The 23676-nt window shown below is 51.0% G+C and carries 20 protein-coding genes; 2 read left to right on the plus strand and 18 right to left on the minus strand.

Going from position 1 to position 23676, the window contains the following annotated elements:
* Window positions 1-114: 114 nt before the first annotated feature.
* The 4 genes from H8S75_RS13270 to yneA all read right to left on the minus strand — a co-directional run bounded on the left by H8S75_RS13270 (window position 115) and on the right by yneA (window position 2476).
* A complete protein-coding gene (locus H8S75_RS13270; protein ID WP_187022037.1) occupies window positions 115-645 on the minus strand; it encodes a hypothetical protein in 531 nt (176 codons plus the stop codon).
* Window positions 635-1501, minus strand: a complete 867-nt coding sequence (locus tag H8S75_RS13275) for a DUF1700 domain-containing protein (RefSeq protein ID WP_187022038.1) — start codon at window positions 1499-1501, stop codon at window positions 635-637. Before H8S75_RS13275 ends, H8S75_RS13270 begins: the two co-directional genes overlap by 11 nt.
* Window positions 1494-1814 carry a PadR family transcriptional regulator gene (locus tag H8S75_RS13280; RefSeq protein ID WP_055652769.1) on the minus strand — a complete coding sequence of 107 codons (321 nt, stop codon included), beginning with the start codon at window positions 1812-1814 and terminating at the stop codon, window positions 1494-1496. Before H8S75_RS13280 ends, H8S75_RS13275 begins: the two co-directional genes overlap by 8 nt.
* A 344-nt stretch (window positions 1815-2158) precedes the next feature.
* Window positions 2159-2476 (minus strand): cell division suppressor protein YneA, encoded by a 318-nt coding sequence (yneA, locus tag H8S75_RS13285; RefSeq protein WP_187022039.1) that lies wholly within the window; start codon window positions 2474-2476, stop codon window positions 2159-2161.
* Between the two features lie 191 nt (window positions 2477-2667).
* Here yneA and lexA point away from each other — a divergent pair, with 191 nt between their 5' ends.
* Window positions 2668-3288: a transcriptional repressor LexA gene (gene lexA, locus H8S75_RS13290; protein ID WP_110323267.1), complete on the plus strand. Its 621-nt coding sequence runs from the start codon at window positions 2668-2670 to the stop codon at window positions 3286-3288.
* 157 nt (window positions 3289-3445) lie between these two features.
* On the opposite strand, the gene rsfS is transcribed toward lexA, so the two are convergent.
* From rsfS to rplU, 8 genes are all read right to left on the minus strand, one after another.
* Complete coding sequence (rsfS, locus tag H8S75_RS13295; protein ID WP_002604072.1) at window positions 3446-3799, minus strand: ribosome silencing factor; 354 nt, start codon at window positions 3797-3799, stop codon at window positions 3446-3448.
* Between the two features lie 3 nt (window positions 3800-3802).
* Window positions 3803-4393 (minus strand): bis(5'-nucleosyl)-tetraphosphatase (symmetrical) YqeK, encoded by a 591-nt coding sequence (gene yqeK, locus H8S75_RS13300; protein ID WP_187022040.1) that lies wholly within the window; start codon window positions 4391-4393, stop codon window positions 3803-3805.
* Window positions 4369-5007 carry a nicotinate-nucleotide adenylyltransferase gene (gene nadD, locus H8S75_RS13305; protein WP_187022041.1) on the minus strand — a complete coding sequence of 213 codons (639 nt, stop codon included), beginning with the start codon at window positions 5005-5007 and terminating at the stop codon, window positions 4369-4371. The genes yqeK and nadD overlap by 25 nt, the downstream gene beginning before the upstream one ends.
* Window positions 5008-5040: 33 nt before the next feature.
* On the minus strand, window positions 5041-5334 hold the full coding sequence (yhbY, locus tag H8S75_RS13310) for a ribosome assembly RNA-binding protein YhbY (RefSeq protein WP_055652764.1): 294 nt from the start codon (window positions 5332-5334) through the stop codon (window positions 5041-5043).
* A 39-nt stretch (window positions 5335-5373) separates the two neighbouring features.
* Complete coding sequence (obgE, locus tag H8S75_RS13315) at window positions 5374-6657, minus strand: GTPase ObgE (RefSeq protein ID WP_187022042.1); 1284 nt, start codon at window positions 6655-6657, stop codon at window positions 5374-5376.
* Window positions 6658-6731: 74 nt separating this feature from the next.
* Window positions 6732-7022, minus strand: coding sequence for a 50S ribosomal protein L27 (gene rpmA, locus H8S75_RS13320; protein WP_002604077.1), 291 nt, complete (start codon window positions 7020-7022; stop codon window positions 6732-6734).
* 3 nt (window positions 7023-7025) lie between these two features.
* Complete coding sequence (locus H8S75_RS13325; RefSeq protein ID WP_002604078.1) at window positions 7026-7355, minus strand: ribosomal-processing cysteine protease Prp; 330 nt, start codon at window positions 7353-7355, stop codon at window positions 7026-7028.
* 14 nt (window positions 7356-7369) lie between these two features.
* Complete coding sequence (gene rplU / locus H8S75_RS13330; RefSeq protein WP_002604079.1) at window positions 7370-7678, minus strand: 50S ribosomal protein L21; 309 nt, start codon at window positions 7676-7678, stop codon at window positions 7370-7372.
* Between the two features lie 227 nt (window positions 7679-7905).
* Between rplU and H8S75_RS13335 the strand changes: the two genes are divergently transcribed.
* Window positions 7906-9081, plus strand: a complete 1176-nt coding sequence (locus H8S75_RS13335) for an MFS transporter (protein WP_187022043.1) — start codon at window positions 7906-7908, stop codon at window positions 9079-9081.
* Between the two features lie 82 nt (window positions 9082-9163).
* Here the strand turns inward: H8S75_RS13335 and H8S75_RS13340 are convergent, their stop codons facing one another.
* From H8S75_RS13340 to H8S75_RS13365, 6 genes are all read right to left on the minus strand, one after another.
* Window positions 9164-10603, minus strand: coding sequence for a TrkH family potassium uptake protein (locus H8S75_RS13340; RefSeq protein WP_187022044.1), 1440 nt, complete (start codon window positions 10601-10603; stop codon window positions 9164-9166).
* Between the two features lie 15 nt (window positions 10604-10618).
* Window positions 10619-11974, minus strand: a complete 1356-nt coding sequence (gene trkA, locus H8S75_RS13345) for a Trk system potassium transporter TrkA (RefSeq protein WP_187022045.1) — start codon at window positions 11972-11974, stop codon at window positions 10619-10621.
* Complete coding sequence (locus tag H8S75_RS13350) at window positions 11971-13173, minus strand: ribonuclease E/G (protein ID WP_187022046.1); 1203 nt, start codon at window positions 13171-13173, stop codon at window positions 11971-11973. The genes trkA and H8S75_RS13350 overlap by 4 nt, the downstream gene beginning before the upstream one ends.
* On the minus strand, window positions 13166-13876 hold the full coding sequence (locus tag H8S75_RS13355; RefSeq protein ID WP_187022047.1) for a TIGR03936 family radical SAM-associated protein: 711 nt from the start codon (window positions 13874-13876) through the stop codon (window positions 13166-13168). Before H8S75_RS13355 ends, H8S75_RS13350 begins: the two co-directional genes overlap by 8 nt.
* On the minus strand, window positions 13860-15725 hold the full coding sequence (locus H8S75_RS13360; protein WP_187022048.1) for a TIGR03960 family B12-binding radical SAM protein: 1866 nt from the start codon (window positions 15723-15725) through the stop codon (window positions 13860-13862). The genes H8S75_RS13355 and H8S75_RS13360 overlap by 17 nt, the downstream gene beginning before the upstream one ends.
* Before the next feature lie 672 nt (window positions 15726-16397).
* Complete coding sequence (locus tag H8S75_RS13365) at window positions 16398-23657, minus strand: SGBP N-terminal domain-containing protein (RefSeq protein WP_187022049.1); 7260 nt, start codon at window positions 23655-23657, stop codon at window positions 16398-16400.
* Window positions 23658-23676 lie beyond the last annotated feature (19 nt).

Genomic DNA, 23676 nt, shown 5'->3' on the forward strand with positions numbered 1-23676 from the left:
TGTTGTCAGTTCCTTTTATTTTACCGTAAAAGAGCCGTTACGGCAATGAAAATTAAAACGGTGGATAAAGGAAGGGAGAACTCTGTTCTTCCCCTCTCATTATCCACCGCAGAATTAATCCATGGTGACGAGATCGATGGACGCCGGATTGACGAATATGCGTATGCGCTCCACGGATACCGTGTCGTAAGAGCCGATCTGCCGGTTCCTTATATCCTCCAGAAGCTGATCCTTACCTGCCATAAAGAGCTCCATATCATCAAGAAGATAATCGAACTCGATTCCTACATACGGGTCATCCGATTCCTTATCCGAGTATCGAAGATAAGGGGCAACCGCTTTTGCGTTATAGGTGATCTGAAAACGAATGGTATTCTCCGGAACGGCCTCATCCGGTAAAATCTCTGTGGAATCAGCCGAGTGTCTGTGAAAATAGTAATTACCGTATATTCTCAGCTTCTGCTCTTCCTGAAGCTGAAAGGAGTAATCGAGATTCTCAGTCGTCATCTTCACATCGCCAATCATGGTCCTGCCGGAGTAGGCGAAAGATGAAAATTCGGAGAAGGAAATTCCGGTGCCGATTCCGGTAATGAATACTCCGCTGCAGAAAACTGCGATCAGCGCTTTATGTAAGTTACGCATCATGTACCTCCTCTGTAAGTTGAACGGCGGTTTCTTCCGCCTCATAATGATTCGTTTTATTCATGCGAAGCAGGCTTACGCAGAAACAGGTAAATGCACCGCTGCAAAGCACGGTGCCGAACAGAACCAGGGTAATCCCTGTCAGGGGATATCCTTTAAACAGCCACACGATCAGAATGCCGAAACAGAACAGTGATCCCAGCAGGAACAGACCGCCAAAAAGGGCCAGAAACATCATAAACAGATTCCAGCACCACCTAAGGCCCCACAGGCAGAGGCGAATGATTCCGTGAAAGCAGCTTCCAATGGCGGAGACGATGGAATGACCCAGCGTGCGCATGGCGGGGACTGCCCTTGCGGAACCGCTGTCGGCTGTTCTCCTTTGTTCTCTCTTTTTTCTTTCCGTATCAGTGGTCACGGTCTTCTCCTCTCTGTGCAGCAGCGAGCGAATCTTTTGTATGGGAAATAGGATCAGATAAGCAGCCTTTCTTCCTATGGCCTTTCCTGCTTCATAGCAGCAGACGGCGCCGTGCCGCGCTGCGGCAGACAGCTTCTTGAAAAAGCGGGCGAACTTATCACGCAGGTCGGCTCCGTGAATCGCAATCGGCTTTACAGGGAGTTTCCGGACTTCCTTTGCCGCATTACCGGAAAATTCCGCTTTGACGTGGTAGGCCTCCAGAATCTGGGCGGCCAGCTCCTTAACACTTCCAAAATCGCGGATGGCCTCGTCCTCACTTAATCCGCTTTCCACCTTCATATCAATATGCTGGGAGTACTCCTCCAGAATATCCCGCTGTTCCTCATCTTCAAGGATGAGGAGGTGCCGGTTTAACTCTTCTAAAAATTCATTCTTATTCATCCTTCTGCTCCTTCAAAAATATACATACCCGCTGTTGAAATTCGTTCCATTCCTGCTCCAGTGTCTCCCGGTAGAGAACTCCGGCAGCAGTCAAGTGGTAATACTTCCGCGGCGGCCCCTCTGTGGATTCCCGCAGATACGTCTCAAAATAGTGCTCATTGGTCAGACGCTTCAGCAGCGGATAAATGGTTCCCTCATTCACATCAATGACCTTGGATACCTCTTCCACCAGCTCGTACCCATACATATCCTTCTTCCTCACGGACTCCAGCACCACCAGTTCAAGGACTCCTTTTTTAAACTGTGCATTCATTTTAAGTCCTCCTTTAATACTATATTATACATACTACTATGTAATGTCAAGTACTAATTAAAATAAAATACTGAAAGTACTCAAAATGCTGAATCTAAAATAAAATATGGAATAATGTATCAAAAAAAACACCGGCCTCGCATGACCCGATTGCAGATCATGAAAGCCGGTGCTGCCTATATTGATAGAGGAATGGAGGATAGGGCCAGAAAGATACGGCTCTCGGTCATCTGCCCTCTTCTACTTCTGATTTTCTGTCCCTGATTCTCTGTCTCTGATTCTCTGTCCTTGGTTCACTGCCTCTGATTCTCTTCCCCTGATTCTTTGTCTCTACTACTCTGTCTCTATTTCTCTGCCAGAACCTCAGTAACAGGCACACAGTACATGATGGTCAGATGCTGGCCGCTATGGATCACATCCTCCCTCAGCCCATTCATACTTTTTAACTCAGCGACGTATTCGGTGGTGGACATGCGGCAGCTCTTGGCATATTCATCGGCGATTCCCCATAGTGTATCGCCTTTTTGAATCTCGATGCTGGTATAATACTTTTGAGACTTCGGAAGTTCTGTTTCATCGGCCAGTGCATTCATCAGAGAATGACCGCAGACGTTCGACAGAATCAAAACAACAAGTGCCATCGTAATCATTAATTTTTTCATCTGTATTTACCCCCTGTAACTCTTTTAACTCTTTTGCAACAAAAAGAACGTTTGTTCTGCATGGGTATATCATACCACTCGAACAAATGTTTGTCAAGAAAGAAAGCCACTTTTTTCGAACAAAGGTTTGCATTTTTATCGAACATATGTTACTATAAAAGAAAGAAAAAGGATTGAGGAGGCTGTGTTATATGGCTCAGGAGAAGATAACAGCGAAACAGCAGGAAATTTTAGAATATATCAAAGAAACAATCTTAAAAAAGGGGTATCCGCCGGCTGTCCGGGAGATCTGTGAAGCGGTACATTTAAAGTCAACCTCTTCCGTCCACTCCCATTTAGAGACACTGGAGGAAAAGGGATACATAAGAAGGGATCCCACCAAGCCGAGAACGATTGAGATTATCGACGACTGCTTTAATTTGACGAGACGCGAGGTCGTGAACGTGCCGCTCGTTGGTACCGTGGCCGCAGGTGTTCCGCTTCTGGCTGAAGAGAATATTGAGAATTACTATCCTATCCCCGTGGAGCTTCTCCCGAATGCGGAGACCTTTATGCTGAATGTAAAGGGAAACAGTATGATTAATGCCGGTATCTTCGATGGAGATCAGCTGATTGTGGAACGGTGCTCCACTGCTTACGACGGAGAGATCGTCGTGGCGCTGGTTGATGATTCGGCTACAGTAAAGCGTTTTTACAAAGAAGACGGCTACTATAGACTTCAGCCTGAAAATGATGAGATGGATCCGATTATTGTGGATCACCTGGAGATACTTGGAAAGGTGATCGGACTGTTCCGTTTGGGAATCAACTAGTACTGCATTGCTGACGGCCGGAAACACGGAATTTTGGAAAATAGAAAGTGAAGCAGGAAGAGGTTGACATAATTATTTTATGTCAACCTCTTCCTGCTTTTGCTAACCAGTTTCTATTTGTTTCGACCTGCTTCTGAATCCAGTCTGTTTCGTTCTGTTATTTCAGTTCACTGACATCCAGTGTCTTCCCATCGCGCCAGATGCGCTCCAGATCATAGAAGAGTCTGTTGTCACGGTCAAAGACGTGTACGATGATGTCGCCGTAATCCATAAGGATCCAGTTGGCAGACTGATAACCTTCCACCTGACGGCAGGTACAGCCCATTTTTCCAAGTTCCTCTTCCACGTTGTCTACCATGGCCTGAACCTGGTTGGAATTGGAACCGCTTGCTATAATAAAGTAATCCGCCATAACGGAAACGTTGCGGATATCGATGATGCGGATATCTTCGCCCTTTTTGTCGGATAAAGCCGCGTAAGCTGCTTTTACCATTTCGCTAGAATGATTCATTGTTTAATTTCCTCTCTTTTCCTCGTGAAGCTGTTTGTAATAATCATATGCCAGATTCGTCATGGAATCCACATAACAGCCTTTCCCATTCAGATAATCCAGGGTATCCTTTAAAATCTGATAGATGCATTCCTTCAGATCCGTAAATGCCAGCGGACGCACCAGAGGTAAATCCGGGGCCTCATACCGGCGTGGTTCGATATAATCCGCCGTGAAGATAATCTCCTCCAACAGTGTCATATCGGGCCGTCCGGTGGTGTGCCACCGGATTGCCGAAAGCACCTCCGGATCCGATATCTGATATTTCGTCTCGGCCAGCCAGGCGCCGTATTTCGCATGAAGGACAGCCGGGGCCTTCTTCTCATCTTCGGTCAGGGTGATCTTCTGCTTCTCGCATTTTTTGATGATAGTCTCATTGCTGTAGTGTTTTGCGCAGTCATGCAGAAGACCGGCCAGTTCCGCCTTGTCCAAATCACAGCCATAGCGCATGGCCAGTGCCGCTGCGGTAAATGACACGCTTATGGTGTGCTCGTATCTGGAAGGCGTCAGTTTTCCGCTCAATTCGTTTCTCAGATGTACAATAATTTCCTGCATTCTGCCACCTCCTGATATAGATGATGCTCTTTAATATACCTGGCTACCGGCTCCGGGACGAATGGTTCAATGGACTTACCAAGAGCGGTCATCCGGCGCAGCTCAGCAGAGGAGATATCGATCTCCCCGCAGTGCAGCATGCGGACGTCAGCCTGATATTTCTCTTTCAAATAGGTAATCTGTGTTTCCATGGAACGGCCTGCCGACTCATATTCCCGCACTGCCGCCAGGATTACGGCCTGCGCCAGTACCTTTGCTGGTTCATGCCAGTGCTCGATCTCATAGAGGGAGTCTGCGCCGATGATGAAATAAAACGTATGGCCGGGATATTTCTCATGAAGAATTTCCAGTGTCTGCGACGTATAGGTGTTGCCGCTGCGCATGACCTCAAAATCCGAACAGGAAAATCCCTCGCGGCCCTCCATGGCGAGCCGGGTCATCTCCAGACGTATATGGCTGTCTGTTACACGGTGGTCCTTTTTGTGCGGCGGCTGTCCCGAAGGCATGTACCATATCTGGTCCAGGCCGTATTCGTAATAGGCCTGTTCTCCGAGGCGAAGGTGACCGTTATGGATCGGGTCGAATGTACCGCCCATGATTCCGATTTTCCCCATATTCAGTAACTCCTTACGTTACGCCGGCTGAACCTATGGAAGGATGATCTTTCTCTTCTTCTCTTCTTTCGCCGGTTTATAAAGGACAATTTTTCTTCCAATAACCTGAACCACCTCAGAATGGGTGCGCTCAGCCAGTGTCGAGGCGATTGCGCTGCCGTCATCGAGACAGTTTTTTAATACCGTAATCTTAATCAGTTCCCTTGCTTCCAGAGCTTCCGCAATGGCGGTGGTAATCTCCGGCGTGATGCTGGATTTACCGATCTGGAAAATAGGCTCCATGGTCATTGCTAAGCCCTTTAAATAAGAACGCTGCTTGCTTGTCATATTTCCTCCATCATATTACTTCTCAATTTTATCATTAGTCTATTTGTAATAGTCGAATTCCAGACCGTACATACGGACAGTATCGCCTTCTTCGATTCCGGCTTTTTCCAGTTCTTCGAGAATTCCGTTTCCTTTTAAGAATTTCTGGAAGAATAAAAAGCCCTTTTCTGACTCTAAATTGGTATATCCCAGCATTTTTTCGATACGCGGACCCTCTACGACGTAGATACCTTCCTCGTTCCTCTCCACCGTATAAGGCAGCGTCTCGTCGATCATCATCGACGGATCGAATTCCTTCTCGAAGATAACCGGTGTAGAATCTACCGTCTGCAGCAAATCGTAAACAGCGTATAAAAGTTCCTTGACTCCCTGGCCGCTGACCGCGGAGATCGGATAAACCTTGATTCCCTTCGGTTCAAATTCAGCTTTCAGCTTTGCAACCGGATCCTCATCCTCAGCGTAAATGACGTCGGTCTTGTTGGCTGCAATGATCTGCGGCCTTTTCATAAGATCCGGGTTGTAGGCTTCCAACTCTTTATTAATGGCCCGGATGTCCTCGAGCGGATCGCGGCCCTCTGTAGATGCGGCATCCACGACGTGAACCAGTACACGGGTGCGCTCGATGTGACGGAGGAAATCATGACCGAGGCCGATTCCCTCTGAGGCTCCTTCGATCAGACCCGGGATATCCGCCATGACAAATCCCTTGCCGCCGTCGATATCCACAACTCCCAGATGAGGATTCAGAGTGGTGAAATGGTAATTGGCGATCTTGGGGCGGGCGTTGCTGACGCGGGAAAGCAGCGTGGATTTACCCACGTTTGGGAATCCCACGAGACCGACATCCGCGATGACCTTGAGTTCCAGCTGGACCCAGAGTTCCTGGCCGGACTGTCCAGGCTGGGCGTATTTCGGTGCCTGCATGGTTGGAGTGGCGTAATGCATGTTGCCCTGACCGCCGCGGCCGCCTTTTAAGATGACTTCTCTCCGGTTTTCACCGGACATATCGGCGATGACTTTTCCGGATTCAAACTCTTTGATGACTGTTCCTTCCGGAACCTTGACGATGAGATCGCCGCCGTTTTTTCCGTGGCAGCGCTTCTTGCCTCCCTGTTCTCCGTCCTGGGCAGCGTATTTGCGCACCTGGCGGAAATCGCTTAAGGTATTTAAACCGTCATCCACTTCAAAGATAATATCGCCGCCGTCGCCGCCGTCACCGCCGTCGGGACCGCCGCAGGGAACATAGAGTTCCCGGCGGAAGCTGACGTGACCGTCGCCGCCTTTTCCTGATTTAATAAATATTTTTGCTCTATCGGCAAACATGAATTCACCTGTTTCCTTTCCATTGGCATTTTAAAAGAAACGGCTTCATACGGTGAGGTATGAAGCCGGTCTAATTATTCGCTTATTACTCTTGGATAAACAGAAACCTGCTTTTTGTCTCTGCCTTTTCTTTCAAATCTGACAACGCCATCCACCGTAGCGAACAGTGTATCGTCTCCGCCGCGGCCTACATTAAGACCTGGATGGATATGAGTACCACGCTGTCTGTAGAGAATGTTGCCGGCTAATACGAACTGACCATCGGCTCTCTTAGCACCTAACCTCTTAGACTCGGAGTCTCTGCCGTTCTTTGTAGATCCAACACCTTTTTTATGAGCGAAGAATTGAAGGTTCATCTTTAACATCACTTACACCTCCTCAAATCGAATTTTTATATATTGTTTCCCATATGATTCCATGATATTCGTAAGCCCGAGCACCAGAGAATTCATAAGGAGTTTTGATTCCGGACTGATCTCTCCTGAAAAACGCAGCTGAAAGTCTCCCGAACGTTCATCGGCACTTCCCTCAAAATCGTCTTCCGTGAAGGTCTCGATCGAGTTATAAGCGGAGAATACCAGGGCTGAAACGGCGGCACAGACGATGTCCTGTCCTTCCTCACCGTACCCGGCATGTCCTGTAAGCTTAAGTTCGCGGACCACTCTGTCTGAATCTTCCAAAACTGTTACTTTAATCATAGTCTCTGCCTGAATTAAGCGTTGATCTTTTCAATCTTTACCTGGGTATAAGCCTGTCTGTGACCATTTTTCTTATGGTATCCGGATTTTCTCTTATACTTGTAAACAATGACTTTTTTCGCTTTGCCTTCTTTTACAACTGTACCTGTTACGGTAGCACCTGCTACTGTCGGGCAGCCGACTGCTAATTCGCCGTTGTTTACTACCAGTACCTGATCGAATGTGACTGCTTCACCAGCGTCAACACCAAGCTTTTCTACTTTAATGATATCGCCTTCAGCTACTTTGTACTGCTTACCACCTGTTGCAATAATCGCGTACATATGGCACCTCCTATTATCATTACTCGCCAACTGCGGTGCTTCGCTTTTACACGAAAACTTTTAGACCTCATTGTGCGGCATACTGTAACATAATACCATTTGTCCTTTGTAAAGTCAACATAAATAAAACAAAATTATAAAGTTTTTCCGGCCGTTTTTGCCTTGTATTTCTGCTTTCTTCTTAGTATAATGGAAAAAGTTTGGGGTGACAAGGAGAGGTAATACCCATGAAAATAGATAGAAGGAAACAAATTTTTATCCGCTGCTGCTATGGCTATTCGGTCAGCGGGATGGCGGTGCTGGTGATCGGAGCGATTCTGCCGGCGGTGATCACGGAGGCTGGAATCAGCTTTCTGGCCGCTGGCGGACTGCTCTCCGTGATGGCGGTGGGGAATCTTCTGGCCAGCTTCCTCTTCCCCGTCATGGTTCCTGCCATGGGAAGACGGTTCTCCATCACAGTGATGACCGCCATGGCGCCGCTCTGTCTGCTGGGACTCACTCTTCTGCCGCCGCTTCCTGTCATGTACGGCATTATGCTGGTCTACGGCCTTGTGAGAGGTTCTGTTACAATTATAAATAACGCCGCCGTCAACGATATTTACGATGGAGGCGCGGCCGGGAAGCTGAACCTCCTGCACTGCAGTTTCGCGGTCGGGGCCTTCCTGGCGCCATTTCTCACCGCAGTCCTGCTGAAGCTGGGATTTGGCTGGCGGTCGGTCGTCTATCTCCTGATCTTTATCACCGCCACCTCTGCGGTCACTTACGGGACCATGGATTACAGTCTGTTAAATGAACGGGCCAGAGATGCGGTGCCTTTAAAGCATACCGGAAAACGGGAGGAACGGGAATTCTTAAAGTCCTTTCAGTTCTACTGCATCGCCCTGATACTCTTCTTCTACCTGGGTGTGGAAAACTGTATCAACGGCTGGTTTGTCACGTATTTGCAGAATACCGGTGTCATGAGCGAGACGTATGCCACCACGCTGGTGTCGGTGACCTGGCTGATCATCATGGCAGGCAGGCTGGTCTGCGCCTCACTGAGCGGAAAGATGAGGCGCAGCTCCCTTATCCTGATGAATGCACTGGGAAGCGGTATCTGCTTTTTCCTGCTGATCTCTACGAAGAGCCTTCCGCTCATTACTCTGGCGCTCATCGGCTTCGGTTTTTTCCTGGCGGGCATCTATCCCACCTGCATCGCCGACGCGGGACCGCTGATCCAGGGCTCAACCTTCGGCATGTCGGTGCTTACGGCGATCTCGGCCATGGGTGGCATTCTGACACCCCAGATAGTGGGCGGTGCGGCGGATCATGTCGGTATCGTGGCCGCGATCGGGATCCTGGTGGTGAATGTGATTCTGGTGATTCTGCTTGCAGCGATTAATAGGAAAAAGTACGGTGACTGAGACTGAGATGCATAGGACAGGAGGCAAAGAGCACAGGGGAAAGAATATCCATTCAGCCCCCTGTGCTTTTTTGCAAAAATATTTACTTTTTCCATGTGGATGGTGCAAACAGCAGAAGCATCGGGAAAACCTCCAGACGTCCGGCCAGCATATCGAACATCATCACCCATTTCGACATGACCGAGAAGCCGGAGAAATTGCCGGTGGGACCGACAGCGCCGAGTCCCGGTCCGATGTTGTTGAATGTCGCCGCCACAGCTGTGAAATTCGTTGTAAAATCAAAATTATCGAGGCTGACGATCACGGTCGAGAGAACGAAAATCACAAGGTAAGCCACCAGAAATGTATTGATGGACCGGATGACCTGATGCTCGACCGGTTTGCTTTCGATCTTTATAATCTTGACACTCCTCGGATGAAGCAGGGAAAATAACTCCTTTTTCACCGATTTAAGCAGAATAATGACCCTGGATACCTTGAGGCCGCCGCCCGTACTTCCGGCGCAGGCGCCGATAAACATCAATACGACGAGCAGGCCCTTGGAGAATTCCGGCCATTTGTCAAAATCTACCGTGGAGAAGCCGGTGGTCGTGATGATGGATGCTACCTGGAACGCCGCATGGTGGAAGGCCGCAAAGATGCTGGTAAAACTTCCGCGGATATTGAGGGTGATGAGAAGAACGGTCACGCCGATAATTCCCAGATAAGCCCTCGCCTCCTCGCAGCGAAGCGCGTCCTTTGGATGGTGAATCAGGAATAAGTAATACACGTTAAAATTAATGCCAAAGAGTATCATGAACACGGTGATGACTCCCTGAAGATAATAGCTGTCATAGAAGGCAATGCTGCTGTTTTTGATGCCGAAACCACCGGTACCGGCCGTACCGAAGCTGGTTGCCAGCGAATCGAACAGCGGCATGCCGCCGACAAGCAGGAGGACGACCTCCACCACTGTCATGAAGAAATAGATTCCGTAGAGAATCTTAGCGGTAGATTTTACCTTTGGAACCAGCTTGCCTACAGATGGCCCCGGGCTCTCCGCTTTCATGAGGTACATGTTATAACCGCCTGCCAGCGGAAGGATGGCGAGAATAAACACGAGAACGCCCATGCCTCCGATCCAGTGTGTAAAACTTCTCCAGATCAGCATACAGTGGGACAGCCCTTCCACATCCGTTAAAATACTGGCTCCCGTCGTCGTAAAACCGGAGATTACCTCGAACATGGCATCCTCAAACCGGGGAATTTCCCTGCTTAAGTAAAAGGGCAGGGACCCGAAAAAGCTGAGCACAATCCAGCTCATTGCAACAGAGACAAAGCCCTCCTTGGCGAAGAATACCATATTATCCGGTTTCCTGCGTGTCAGAAGAAGACCGGTCGTTCCGCATACCGCCATGACGGCCAGAAACCAGATTCCGCTGCTTTCCCGGTAAATGGCAGCAACCACACATGGAAGCAGCATAAAGATGGCTTCCATATTCATAATCCATCCCAGAAGATAGACGATAATTTTCTTATTCATTTCCTTCGCCTTTTCCTACTTTAGTATATCCTTCAAATCATTTAATCCGGTATTGGTAGTAACGATGATTACACGGTCACCGGTTTCAATAACATCTTTTCCGCGAGGGCTCCGGATCCTTCCATTGCGGTTAATACAGGCAACCAGAAGATTGTCCTTTAAGCGAAGCTTCTCCAGTGGAATGCCGACGATGGCGGGATCGTTCATTACGCGGAATTCCAGCGCCTCAGCGCGGTTAGCCACGATTTTATAGAGCGTCTCCACATTGCTGCCCATGGAATTCTGCATGGCGCGCACATACTGCAGGATGGAATCAGAGGTAATTAACTTGGGATAGATCACACTGCCTAAATTCATGGAGTTAATTACATTTTCAAAAGCTATCTTATTAACTTTTGTGATCAGCTTCGCCTTCGACTGGCTGGCCGCATACAGCGACAGCATGATGTTTTCCTCATCGAATCCGGTCAGGGATGCAAATGCCTCTGTCTGGCGGATGCCCTCTTGTAAAAGCAGCTCCTGATCAGAACCGTCGCCGTGGATAATCATGGCCTTTGGCAGCAGTTCGCTAAGCTCGTTGCAGCGATCGGCGTTCTGTTCGATGATCTTGATCTGAATCTTCGTGTTTTCCAGAAGCTTTGCCACGTAATACGTGATCTTGCCGCCTCCTACAAACATGGCGGTTTTGATGGTATTATTGATGATTCCGGCCTGCTTGAAGAATTCCGTGGATTCTGCGGGAGGCGCGATGATGGAGATCTTGTCTCCCGCCTGCATCTCGAAATCACCGCTGGGGATGATGACCTCCTCTCCCCTCTCCACCGCACAGATCAGGACGGTACAGTGAAGCTTGTCCAGAACGTCACGGACCTTCATGGCATGGAGCTTCGAGTGGTCAGGAACGAGGAATTTTAAAATCTCGATACGGCCCTTGGCGAAGGTATCGATCTTGATGGCCGACGGAAAACGAAGCAGTCTGGAGATCTCCATGGCCGCAGCCATCTCCGGATTGATGGCCATGGAAAGCCCCAGTTCCTCCCGGATATAACGCGTCTCCGAGCTGTATTCCGGATTCCGGATTCTCGCGATTGTATGACAGTTACCTGCTTTTTTTGCAATCAGACAGCAGAGCATATTTAACTCGTCTGAATTGGTGGTGGCGATGAGTAAATCTGTTTCCTGAATTCCCGCCTCCATCTGAACCTTATAAACCGCACCATTTCCCACGACACCCATGACGTCGATCCGCTCAGTGATAGCGCTTAGAACAGCTGTGTTCTTATCAATGATCGTGATGTCATGATGTTCGTTGTTCAACTGTTCGGCCAGGGTAGTTCCTACCTTCCCACACCCGACAATTATGATTTTCATGTGTCTGCCTTCCCTTTTATAAGCGCGGCCTGTTCATGGAACGGCCTGCGTATTTTTTTCCTGGTGACTTCCACCAGATTCAGTTTTGTAATTTCCACAACGGATGTCTTAACCGGATCCTTTGCCAGAATCCGGGACAATACGGATAAGAGCTCCCGCTGGTCCTCTTCTGTCTCCATATCGATGAAATCGATGATGATGATTCCGGATAAGTTGCGCAGCCGCAGCTGGCGGGCGATTTCCACGGCCGCCTCTGTGTTGATCTTCATAATCGTGTCATGGAGATTCTTTTTGCCGGAGTACTTCCCGGTGTTGACGTCGATTACGCAGAGCGCCTCCGTAGGCTCGATGACGAGATAGCCGCCGGATTTCAGCCATACCCGTTTGCCCAGCGCTTCATTCATGGATTTTTCCACTTTATAAAGCTTGGACAGAGGCAGCAGGGCATCGTCATATAATGTCAGCTTCTGCAAATCTTCCGGCTGAAAGCATTTGAGATAAGCCTGAATGACCTCGTAAATATCGGTCTCATCCGTTACGATCGCTCCCAGAGAACCGTGAAAGCTGTCACGGATATCGGTCAGATACGACGGAGGGGTCTGGTATAAGAGACTGTAGCATGTCCGGTGTAGGGCGTCCTCCATAACTCTGCGGTATAATACCTTTAAGCTCTTAAGCTCTTCCAGAATCGCATTAAAAGAGGCTTCCGGCGCATTTGTTCTCACAATTATACCGAAATCCTCTTCTTTTTCTGCTTCCAGAATGGGTTTGATCTGTTTCTTCCACTCCAGATCCGACAGCTTTGAGGAGAAACCCAGCTGCCGTTTACCGGCCGTCAGGACGATGTAGCGCCCTGTGAAGTTTAAATTGCCGGTAAGGACGGGTGCCTTTGTCTTGACTGCGTCCCGGTCAACCTGTACGACGATTTCATCGCCGGCCCTCAGCTTGCCATCCGGACTGGCTGCGGAGGCATGATGAATATAGCCGTCCGCAAGGCTTAAATATCCCATACAGCCGTCTCCGATCTCGACGAAGGCCGCCCCTATGTTCTTAACGATGTTCTTTACTTTACCAATATAAATGCTGCCGAGATTGGAACGCTCTTCTTCCGGTTCGAGGTTCAGGGACACGGTATCACCGTCTGACTGAACCATCGTAAGGATTGCTCCGTTCCATCTCGTAATAATGAGCTTATTCAACTTCTTCACCTATAAGTCCCAAAGGCACCAGGTTTCTGTGTTCTTCATCACCGGTATTGCCGTAGACCTCTTCCCGCTGGATTAAAAAGGCGAATTCCGGGCAGGACTCGCCCCGCCACCGGTCATACGTCTCCATGATCAGCTCCGGCTTTAAGTTGTCCTGGCTTCCGGCGGAAACCTTCATGAAGATATGGTCTCCTTCTGTGGTAAGCTCGTAGATGGCTGGCTTTAAATCCATCTCCCGCTCACCCTTTTTCGTCTTTTTCACTGCGAGAATCTGATCCTGCTGATAAAATTCCTTCAGGCCTGCAAAAAAGGCTTCCAGATTCTCCGGCACTTTTCCTTCGCGGAACGTAAGCGTATAGTCCGCGGCGGCCACAATGGACATGGCATTTTTCGCATTGTCCTCCAGTTTATGGCACTCCAGAACTTCAATTCCTTCCACCATAACCGCATTCAACTGTTTCACCATGGTTTCGCAGCTGTTCATGGAATTCACCTCAATGTCCATGTACTCTCCGTTGCTCGTCAGGCCGAGTCCAAGGGGAGCCGCAAAGGACATGATCTGGTGGGGGCTGAAGCCCTCGCTGTATTTGATATCAATGCCGGCGCGCCGCATGGCCTTCTGAAAATACCGCATGACATCGAGATGACCGATAAATTTAACGGGGCCCTGCTTCGAGAACTTAATTCTTACTTTCATAGCAGACACCTCCTCCAAAACGCATCCCACCGCAGGCAGAACATCTCTGTCGGCAGTTCGGCGTTAATTTTTCATCAATGGCGTTCAGCCACTCTCTCTTTAAGAATTCTTTGGAAACACCCGCGTCGATGAAATCCCATGGGAAAACTTCGTCCAGGCTTCGCTCTCTCGTTGTATAGAAATCCACGGAAAGTCCGCAGGTCTCAAAGGCCTTCATCCAAATTCGGTTGTCGAAGTATTCGGACCAGGAGTCGTAGATGGCACCGTTTTTATAGGCTTCTTCGATCAGAGCTCCGGTCTTTCTGTCGCCGCGTGCCAGAACTCCTTCCAATACGGTTAAATCCGCCTCGTGGTAATTGTACTTAAGGCTCTTCTGGTTCTTCATCTGCCGGAACTTGTCCTTGACGATGTAAGCCCTTTCGATAAACTCTTCTTTCGTACACATGCGGGCCCACTGGAATGGGGTAAACGGCTTTGGTACGAAGAACGAAGAACTGGCCACTACGTTGACCTTACCGTTTCTCTGTTCCTTCGGTATCTCATAGTAGATTTCTGCCACCTTCTCAGAGAGTTCGGCAATGCCTTCCATGTCCTCCTTCGTCTCCGTCGGAAGACCCAGCATAAAGTAAAGCTTCACACGGTTCCAGCCGCCGTGAAAGGCGTCGTTCGCGCCCTGTAAGATTACTTCTTCTGTCAGTCCCTTGTTGATTACGTCGCGGAGTCTCTGAGAGCCGGCTTCCGGGGCAAAGGTCAGACTGCTCTTCTTCACATCCTGCACCTTGCTCATGACGTCTAAGGAAAATGCGTCGATTCTGAGGGATGGCAGGGATATGTTCACGCCCTGTCCTTTGAATTCATCGATCAGGAAATTCACAAGCCCTTCCAGGTACGTGTAATCACTGGAGCTTAAGGAACTCAGGGAAATCTCCTCGTGTCCCGTGCTTTTCAGCATCTTATAGGCGTAATCTTTTAAATATTCGAGGCTGTGCTCGCGCAGCGGACGGTATACGTTGCCGGCCTGGCAGAAACGGCATCCGCGGATGCAGCCCCTCTGGATCTCTAAAACCACGCGGTCCTGAGTCGCTTTGATAAAAGGAACCACGGGAGTCTCGATATAGTATGCGTCGTCCATGTTCACCACCAGCTGCTTGGTGATGGTCTCCTTCGCATGGATGTTATTGGGGCGGAAGCTTTTTATGGTTCCGTCCTCATGGTATTCCACATCGTAAAAGGCCGGTACATAGATGCCTGGGATCTCGGCGGCCTGTTCCAGAAATTCACGGCGGCTCCTGCCCTGTTTCTTATTTTCTTTATAGCGGTCCATCAGTTCGAAATAAACCGTCTCTCCCTCACCGATATAGAACATGTCGAAGAAATCGGCCAGGGGCTCCGGATTATAGGCACAGGGGCCGCCTCCGATGACGATGGGATCACTCTCTGTCCGGTCCGCCGCGTGAAGCGGAATCTGTGCCAGATCCAGAACCTGCAGAATGTTCGTGTATGACATCTCATACTGAAGCGTGATTCCAAAGAAATCAAAATCTCTGACAGGGTCCTGCGATTCCAGGGCGAACAGCGGAATCTTTTTTTCCCGCATGATCTTATCTAAATCGGTCCATGGAGAATAGACACGTTCGCAGTAGATGTCTTCCCGACGGTTGAACATATCGTAGAGAATCTGCATGCCGAGATGCGACATACCGATTTCGTACACATCAGGGAAGCACATGGCAAAGCGAATGTCCACTTTTTTAGGGTCCTTATTTACCGTATTTACCTCGCCCCCGATGTAGCGGGCTGGTTGTTGAATACTTAGTAATATTTCATCATTTAAAGCTAGTTTTCTCATGATTTTTCCTTGTTTATTGTGCTGTTTGCACAGTATTTTTGATTTATAGTAAAGGCCTGTTTGAATCGAAAAGAACTTGGATTTGCGTCCTTATTTGCTCTTTTTTGCTCTTTTTTTCACCCCTTTTTGAAGAAAATCAGGCCTTTTTTTGAAAAAAACAACAGATTTATTTAATCTCAACTACGTAACACTAGATAAAACAATACGCCACAATGCATAATTATAAGGCATTTCACGGTATTAAGCAACACCATTCGGCAGAACATAATCAAGAAAGGACTGTGAAAATGCACAATCAATGATCTGAGGTTCATCTGACGGAAGGATCTCGTCAATAAAACTGTCATGCTCCGAAATCCTCTGGTAAACCAAGCATCTCCTCGACAACAAATTCCGGGATGGCGCTTTTTCGTTCACCAGCATGAGATTTGGAGAACCAGTTGTTTGACTGTTCAGAAAAAGAGGTGCTGTATAGCTGACTTATGCCGGCTATACAACACCTCTTACATACATTTCAATGGAGGAGTGAGCTATGCTGTGGTTCCTGATAGCATTTCATTACATCTTCAATCGAATCATAAAATACCTTTCCTGAAAACTGCCATACTCATGGTATTTTGGACACATTCTGTTACAAAGGTCCCGGTATGTTCAGAAACCTGTAGTTAGTTGTTATCGTACTCTCAAATTACTTCCTACCTGAAGGTTATAGATATCCACTCCAGGATTGAGGGCCAGTAGGTCTTCTACCTTGCAGCCGTACTGCTTACTGATCTGATTCAGTGTATCGCCTTTCCTGACCGTGTGCGTTGTTCCATTTCCTGTTCCCACGGTCCCCACTCCTACGGTTCCCTGTACCGGAAGCAGCACATAGGTCTCCTTCACTCCCATGCGTTTTCCTGCCGGTATATCAATCGTTACGTTTCCGTTTGCATCCACGGGATAGATACCTTCTGAAACCGCACGGAGTGCTCCCGTAGTCTGGTCAAACCGGTACAACGCAACCGTGGAACAGGCTGTGATCGCCGTCTGGTTCGTTGCCGGAACCGTGAGCTTCGCTGAGGAAAGAAGGGTTCCGTCCGCCGTAAGGGAAATCACAAGGCCATTTTCCTGGCCCACCGCCGTCACGGTCGGCTTCACAGGCTCCGCTATGGGATCGCTCGACTGTACCGGCGCCGTATGGATGCCCAGATTCAAATCGGTGGACTGACCCGCCGCGTTTCTCATGGACTGGCCGTCTAAGGACCAGACAGCTTTTACTGCCATGGTATCGTCCCGCACGGTCACTGTCACTGTTTTTCCAGTCTGCCTTGCCGCGTCCACGGTTTCTTTTTCCACGGTAACGCCTACTGTCCCTACCGCCGGATTGTTCTCCACGGACTTCGGTATGATGACCTCCATACGCACGGCGCTTACATCCGCTTTCTGAAGCTCGCTCCTTACCGTATCCTGGGGAACTGCCACCAGGATGTCCATTGGACTTGCAGCCGTGGCCCCGGCTGCAAGTGCTGCGCTGTTAATGGCCGCCCCGTCCGGTTTTACCATGACGACAGCGCTTCCCTGGTCTGCCGAGGTTGTGATATTGTCTGTGGTTACGGTTGTGGCACTCCCGGCCGTATTGCCGGCTGCATCTTTTGTTACCTGGGTTGTCACTGTAGTAGTCTTTCCACTGCTGTCCTTTGACGTGGTTTGGGTCGTTGAGGTGCTGCTTCCATTTTCCCCGGCCGTTGTGGTCGTGGTCGTGGACGGTGCGGTGGAGGAACTGCCGCCCGAAGATGAGCTGCCGCCTGAGGACGAACTGCCTCCCGGGGACGAACCGCCGCCGTTAATTCGGTCAAAAATCACGGAAATGCTGTGATCCGCAGTTACATTTTCAAACGTGTAGGTTGTCACGCTGCCTTGATATGCGCCATCCACGGTGACTTTTGAAATCCTGTGCCCGCTATCCGGCGTAATGGTAAAGGTCCGGCTTTCGCCCTCGTTTACGGTAACCGCTCCGCTTGGGGAAATGGTTCCGCCGTCATTTGCTGATGCGGTGATGGTGTGTGTGACTACCGGTGCAGGAGGAGTCTCTGTAACGGTGACGGTGGCCGTGCCGCTCTTACTGGTATCCACGGTGGAGACAGCCTTGACGGTCAGGGTGTCTGCCATCTCGTCGGAAGCCACGGTCAGCCGGCCGTCAATGCTAATCGCCGTGCCGCTTGTATGGCTGCCGTCAATGCTCCAGGTCACGGTCTGGGCAGGATTGTTCATGCCGGTAACCGTTACATGAAACTGCTGGGTAGTTCCTTTCTGTACGCTGGGTGCTGCCGGGGTTACAGTCACACCGGTCACCGTGGGCGCAGGCTCAGCAATCGGGATAGAAAACCCCTTAGTATCATTTCCTTTGCTGTTTTCCGCCTTAACTGTAAATGCCCCGGTTCCCGCTGTGGTTGGAGTGCCGCTGATAATGCCGGTACCGGTATCCAGATTCAGGCCGTCCGGCAGGCTGCCATTGCTGACGCTCCATGTAATCGGCGTAGTGCCGTCGGCCGTCAAGGTATGGCTGTACGCCGTCCCCATGGTGCCGCCCGGAAGTGTCTGGGTGGTAATGGCAGGCGCTGTGCCGCCGGGTGGCTGTACCGTTACTGTAACGGTGTAGTTCTGGGTGGTTCCGTTCTCCGCCGTCACGGTGTAGGTGACGGGGGTGGTGAAGTTCTGCGCCGTGCCGCTTGCCGGGCTGACGCCTGCTTTGTCGCTGACCGTGATAGTCGGAGTCAGGCTGGTCACGTCTGTTCCGGTTGGCATGGTGACCTGGACGGTGTGTTCCTGCTGATTGATAACCGTATTGCCCACCTGACCCGCAATTGTGAACGCCGTGATCTGCTTGGCGTCGGTGGACCTGGGCAGCGCCAGCTGCACCACGTTGTTCTCGCCGTTTTGGATGACGTAAGCATCCTTGTCGCTCTTGAAACAGCCCGAATAGTCCTTGCTGTTCGTCCCGGTGATGGAAACGGGACTATTTTTCGCGGGCGTTTCCCTCATAGTGATGCCGATGGGTGTGGCAGGTGCAAAGCGGTTCCCCACTGTGATGAAAGCTCCGGTTCCTAAACTAAGATTGCTGGCAATCTGCCCTGTCCCTGCCACGTTGTCGGAAATGACGGGAGCACCGGATAGTGTCAGTGACGATCCACTTTGGGCACTGACGAACATGACCCCACCCCCGCTCTCATTGTTTGCCCTGTTATGGGAGATCACGCCCCCGGAGATGGTCAGACTGCTCATAGAGAACACGCTGCCGTAATCGCCCCGGTTGTAGAGGATAGAACCGCCGTGCATGAAAAAGGTTCCTCCTGCGTTTTTCACGCCGCCGCACATGGCGTCGCTCCTGCCGTTCCCGGCGATGGTTCCGCCATAGAGATGCAGCGTGCCCCCAAAAAGAACAATGCCCTCCTCAGATGCCCCGGTGATCACGCCGCCTGAAACGGCTACGTCCTCGTACGTCACCTTGCTGGTAATAGTATGGCTGCTTTGACTGCTGTCGCAGTCGCAGAGATTCAGCGTTCCCGCCTCAATCCTTAAGACTCTCGTCTGACCCGTGTAACCGGTATAGGCCAGTTTGTAGCCGTTCAGGCACAGGTTGACTGTCGGCTCGGATTCTCCCTGGATAGAAATACCGTCGTCCAATGCTACATCCGCCGCCAGATAGTAGTTTCCGGCGGGGAGATTATAGTAACTTGAGATTTTGCTCACCGCCACGCCATCGATATAGAGCTGTCCATCCCGGCTGGTCAGGGCCTTGTCAAAGGTCACCTGCGTCCCCTCCGTGGCGGAGCAGTCCACGCTCATGGCGTGGGTGTGGGCGGGGACGATAACCGTTTCTCTCACCTTGATGGTATTGTCATTGCCGTCAAAGTACGCCTCGTTCCCCTCGGCCCCATCGCCCACCAGCTTAATTTTCGCCAGGTCAGTGTCTACCGCGTCGGTAGCGATGGTGGGGGTGGAGGTAACGTCGTAGCCTGCCGGAAGCTGCACATTGACGCTGGCGCCCTCCGCCAAGTCGCTGCCGATAACGAAGCTGGCCGCGCCGGTTTTAACTTCGGTGGGGCTGCCGCCGTTAATCATGATGCCTTTACCGGTACCGCCAATCTTCACACCGCCTCCTATGGTGATACTGGAACCCGCTCCCACAGTAGCGCTGTTGCCATTGTCATCCGAGGTGTCATGATAGCCTTCATCGTAGGTTATGCTGCCGCTCTGATAGATGCTTCCCTTCACCTCTGCATTACCGGATATCGAAACAATACTGCTCCCTCCCACATTAGCAGAGCTATTTCCATTCCTTGCTATACCGCCGCCCCAAATCTCATTTCCAATCGTTCCGCCTGTTATTTCTAGATTTGTATTTCCACCTACCTGGGCAGTAGAATTTGTCCAGGCCCGTCCACCTGCATGGACATAATTACGCACAGCGCCGCCTGATATCTTAATGTTGGTGTCACCGGTTACGTTGGCCGTTACTTCTTGATCCCTTGTATAGCCGCCGCCATAGATGCTGGATACCTTTCCGCCGGTCATACTAATCTTTGTACTCGCAACCGTCTGATGGAGACTGCCACCATAAATTGCCACCCGAGACAGGTCATTTCCTGCGCTGGTGCCGTCATAAGTGGTTTCGCTCCCGTCGGGGTCAAAGATGACATCGGTGTCGTCGAGCTGGCCGATGGTACCCTTGTCGATGTAGACCACGGTGTAGTCCGCGTTCTCACTGCCCGCCACCAGCAGCAGGGGCACGCCATTGGCATAAAGTATTTTATCATACGTGTCACTATCATCCAGATTGGGCACAGCCCCTGACGGTTCCGGCGCGTCGCCCGGCAGGGTTGGCGCGGCTTCTCCTGCCAATGCATCCAGCGTGGGCAGATAGCTGCCGGGGAGCAGACTGCCGGTTGGGATGGTCCAGATGGTGGTGGCATCCCATCCCGCATTCTGGCTGAATACATCAGACTGGGACACGGTGCCGTCCACAGCCAGGTCTGCGCCGTGTATGCCGTCCGCAGCACCGGTAACCTCCTCCGGAGTATCCGCTTTCCTATAGACTTTCATATCCGTCCGAGCTTTGTTGTTCGTGAGTGTACCATTATTATTATCACCTGTCACACGACCTACGGTATTGCCCCCTGTAGTCTCGGTAGTGGCGACCTTCAGTCCCAGGGAAACGCAGTTTTGCATGGTTGCGCTTCTGTTGATGACGCCTGCCACACCGCCCACCTTCTCTGTACCGGTAACATCACCGGTATTGTAGCAGTTTTCCACCGTACCGGCATTGATACTGCCTGCCACGCCGCCGATTGAGTGGGTACTACCGATAACCGAGCCGGTGTTGATGCAGTTTTTCACCATACCGCCAATCCCTTCGCTGTCCATGCTATTGCTGCCCACGATACCGCCGATTGCGTATGAGCTGCCACTGACCGCACCGGTATTCCAACAGGCATTCACCGTCCCACTGTTATCGCCCACTATACCGCCGACATATTGTTCACCGGTGACGTCAGCCTGATTCATACAGTTTTGCACGGTGCCGGCGCTATAGCCTGCCACACCGGCGAAGTATCCGACAGAATCCTCGTTGGCGGAGACGGTACCGGTGACTGTCACATTCTGCACTACGCCGCTGGATTTTATATGGCCGAACAGCCCGCCTCTTTCTTTCACCGTGATATTCAGCGCCACGGTCTTGCCGTTGCCGTCGAAGTGTCCCTGGAATCCGACCCCCGTCTTTTTGCCGATAGGTGTGGAGAGAGCACCTTCCCCGGTCGGGAAGTCATCGGATAGCTTGACGTATTTGCCTTGAAAGCTGTCAGCCGCATTCGCATAATCATCGGTTCCGTTGACATTGGATGCGAACTTTGCCAGATTTTCATAAGAGCTGATCACATAAGCCGTTTCCGCGCTGGTGCCGTCGCCGCTGGCTGCCCAGGCGGGGGCGGAGGTCTTGGGTTCCGGATGAATCGCACCGGTAATCGTGCCGCCTGACTGGATGAAGTAGTCCGTCAAATTTTCTGAGGTCACGCCGCTCTCGTTGGCAAAGTACACTGCGTAGCCATCGTTTTGCGTGTTTTCCACCGTTCCCCCGGTAATCTCCAAAACGGTCTTGGGATCCGTGGTGGGAACCTTATATAGGTATATCGTCTGTTTCTCCGTGCTGCTGCTAGTTACTTTGGCTGTACCGCCGACCGTAATCTTACCGCTGTCGAAATTCCCAATTGCATAACTACTATTGTTTGTGGCGGAGACGGTACCTCCCGTTACGGTTACGTTTCCGGTATTCGGATTTGAAATTACAATCTTTTGATACCCGGACGTGGAGATCGTTCCGCCTTCAATCCTTACGTCACCGCTGCCCGTATTTGAAATCACAGCGCCGTTTTGGCCAGAATCAGAGATTGTTCCCCCCTTAACTGTCAGCGTTCCGCTGCCTCCATTCAGGATCAGAGTAGCACTGGAAGTATTAACCATAGATATTTCTCCGCTTCCCTCCACCCATAAGGAGGCAGTCCCCGCTAATTGAATTGCGGCACCGCCGCCGCTCGCTTGTGAGCTAGGGAAGCTAAGCTTCTTATTATCCAGATTCAGCGTAAGGTCTTTGTCTGAAATCGTCACTTTGGACGAATCCGTGATATCCTGCAGCAACTTTAAGGTGTCGCCGGTTGCCGCATTGCTGATGGCGTCCCCCAGCGAGGCATAGTTACCCTTTGACTCACCATTACTTCCGATGACCTCTACGTAATCTCCTGCTAACGGCATGTACTCCCCCAGCCGCTGGGCCAAACTATTCAGCGCCGCCAGCTTCTCCGCCCGCGCCTCGGTAATCCGCTCCATGGCGGCCCCGTCCTCTGACAGGGCCAAAAGCTGCTCCCACAGGGCGGAAACTTCTGCCAGCTTGCCTCTCGTCTCGGTCACCCAGGAGTCAAATTCTGGGGCGGCATCGCCGGGGGCATTTTCATAAAGCTCATCCAGCGTGGGCAGGGCGTCGATGGCGGCACATAAAGCGTCGATTTCGTCCGGAACCGCTGCTGCTTCCTCCACAGTGACCGCAATCACAGGCCATTCCACGCCCTGGGCAGGAATGTACCCGGCCGCAGCCGCGGTGAAGGTAAACTCGCCCGCTTCTCCCTCATAAAGCACGTCCGGCTCCCAGGTCACGCCCTCAATCACCACTGGCTTAGGATCCTCATCCCCGGTCTGCGCCGTGGCAGAAAGGGTATTCGGCAGCGCTAGCTCTTCAAGGGGCGTCCCGGCCTTGACCGTCTGGTTTCTCACTGCTTCGTCCAGTTCGTCAAAGGACGTGACGGTCCTATCTTCTATGGCATCAGGCTGCACCAGTTCCGGCTTGGTTTCTCCCGGTAGAGGAAGATTGTCCCCGCCGTCCTGATCCGGGGTACCGTACTGGCTGCAGACATAGCCGCAGGGTGTGCCTGCCTCGCCCTCCTCATAACCGCAGTCCTCATCATGCTCCCCTCTCTCATGAGGACAATCCAGTTCGTAGCAGTCCTGGGTATGCTTATGGCCTGCGTCGCTGTCCGATGCCGTCAAATCCTCGTCCTCGATGAAGCCGCAAATCAGCTCGTCCGTATAACATTCTTCCGTGTGATTGCCCCCCAGGGGGCCTTCTCTGTCGGCTCCACCGCCATTCCCCTTGTGTTCACACGGATGCCCCGGTTCGGCCACCCGATACTCGCATTCCTCAGTGTGTTCCGGGTGGTGTTCGCACAAGCCGGTCTCCGCCTCCCGATCCAGCGCTGCTGCAAATACCGGCGCCGGCATCATGGTAAACGCCACGCAAAACGACAGAAGCACCGCCGCCGCTCTTGCCCCGGGACGATGGTACGGTCGGAATATTCCCGCCCTCGGTGTCCTCCGATGTCTTACCTTTGTTTTGCCAAACATAGTATCCTTCCTCCTTCAA

The organism is Hungatella hominis (assembly GCF_014288005.1).
GTDB classification, from domain to species: Bacteria; Bacillota; Clostridia; order Lachnospirales; family Lachnospiraceae; genus Hungatella; species Hungatella effluvii.

Excerpts from the sequence above, each read along its gene's own strand:
- H8S75_RS13360 (WP_187022048.1), bottom strand. The coding sequence starts at position 15,725 with ATGAGAAAACTAGCTTTAAATGATGAAATATTACTAAGTATTCAACAA.
- H8S75_RS13335 (WP_187022043.1), top strand. The coding sequence starts at position 7,906 with ATGAAAATAGATAGAAGGAAACAAATTTTTATCCGCTGCTGCTATGGC.
- H8S75_RS13365 (WP_187022049.1), bottom strand. The coding sequence starts at position 23,657 with ATGTTTGGCAAAACAAAGGTAAGACATCGGAGGACACCGAGGGCGGGA.
- H8S75_RS13325 (WP_002604078.1), bottom strand. The coding sequence starts at position 7,355 with ATGATTAAAGTAACAGTTTTGGAAGATTCAGACAGAGTGGTCCGCGAA.
- lexA (WP_110323267.1), top strand. The coding sequence starts at position 2,668 with ATGGCTCAGGAGAAGATAACAGCGAAACAGCAGGAAATTTTAGAATAT.
- H8S75_RS13340 (WP_187022044.1), bottom strand. The coding sequence starts at position 10,603 with ATGAATAAGAAAATTATCGTCTATCTTCTGGGATGGATTATGAATATG.
- H8S75_RS13275 (WP_187022038.1), bottom strand. The coding sequence starts at position 1,501 with ATGAATAAGAATGAATTTTTAGAAGAGTTAAACCGGCACCTCCTCATC.
- trkA (WP_187022045.1), bottom strand. The coding sequence starts at position 11,974 with ATGAAAATCATAATTGTCGGGTGTGGGAAGGTAGGAACTACCCTGGCC.
- rplU (WP_002604079.1), bottom strand. The coding sequence starts at position 7,678 with ATGTACGCGATTATTGCAACAGGTGGTAAGCAGTACAAAGTAGCTGAA.
- nadD (WP_187022041.1), bottom strand. The coding sequence starts at position 5,007 with ATGGGGAAAATCGGAATCATGGGCGGTACATTCGACCCGATCCATAAC.
- yqeK (WP_187022040.1), bottom strand. The coding sequence starts at position 4,393 with ATGCAGGAAATTATTGTACATCTGAGAAACGAATTGAGCGGAAAACTG.
- obgE (WP_187022042.1), bottom strand. The coding sequence starts at position 6,657 with ATGTTTGCCGATAGAGCAAAAATATTTATTAAATCAGGAAAAGGCGGC.
- yneA (WP_187022039.1), bottom strand. The coding sequence starts at position 2,476 with ATGAAAAAATTAATGATTACGATGGCACTTGTTGTTTTGATTCTGTCG.
- H8S75_RS13280 (WP_055652769.1), bottom strand. The coding sequence starts at position 1,814 with ATGAATGCACAGTTTAAAAAAGGAGTCCTTGAACTGGTGGTGCTGGAG.
- H8S75_RS13270 (WP_187022037.1), bottom strand. The coding sequence starts at position 645 with ATGATGCGTAACTTACATAAAGCGCTGATCGCAGTTTTCTGCAGCGGA.
- rsfS (WP_002604072.1), bottom strand. The coding sequence starts at position 3,799 with ATGAATCATTCTAGCGAAATGGTAAAAGCAGCTTACGCGGCTTTATCC.
- H8S75_RS13355 (WP_187022047.1), bottom strand. The coding sequence starts at position 13,876 with ATGAAAGTAAGAATTAAGTTCTCGAAGCAGGGCCCCGTTAAATTTATC.
- yhbY (WP_055652764.1), bottom strand. The coding sequence starts at position 5,334 with ATGACAAGCAAGCAGCGTTCTTATTTAAAGGGCTTAGCAATGACCATG.
- rpmA (WP_002604077.1), bottom strand. The coding sequence starts at position 7,022 with ATGTTAAAGATGAACCTTCAATTCTTCGCTCATAAAAAAGGTGTTGGA.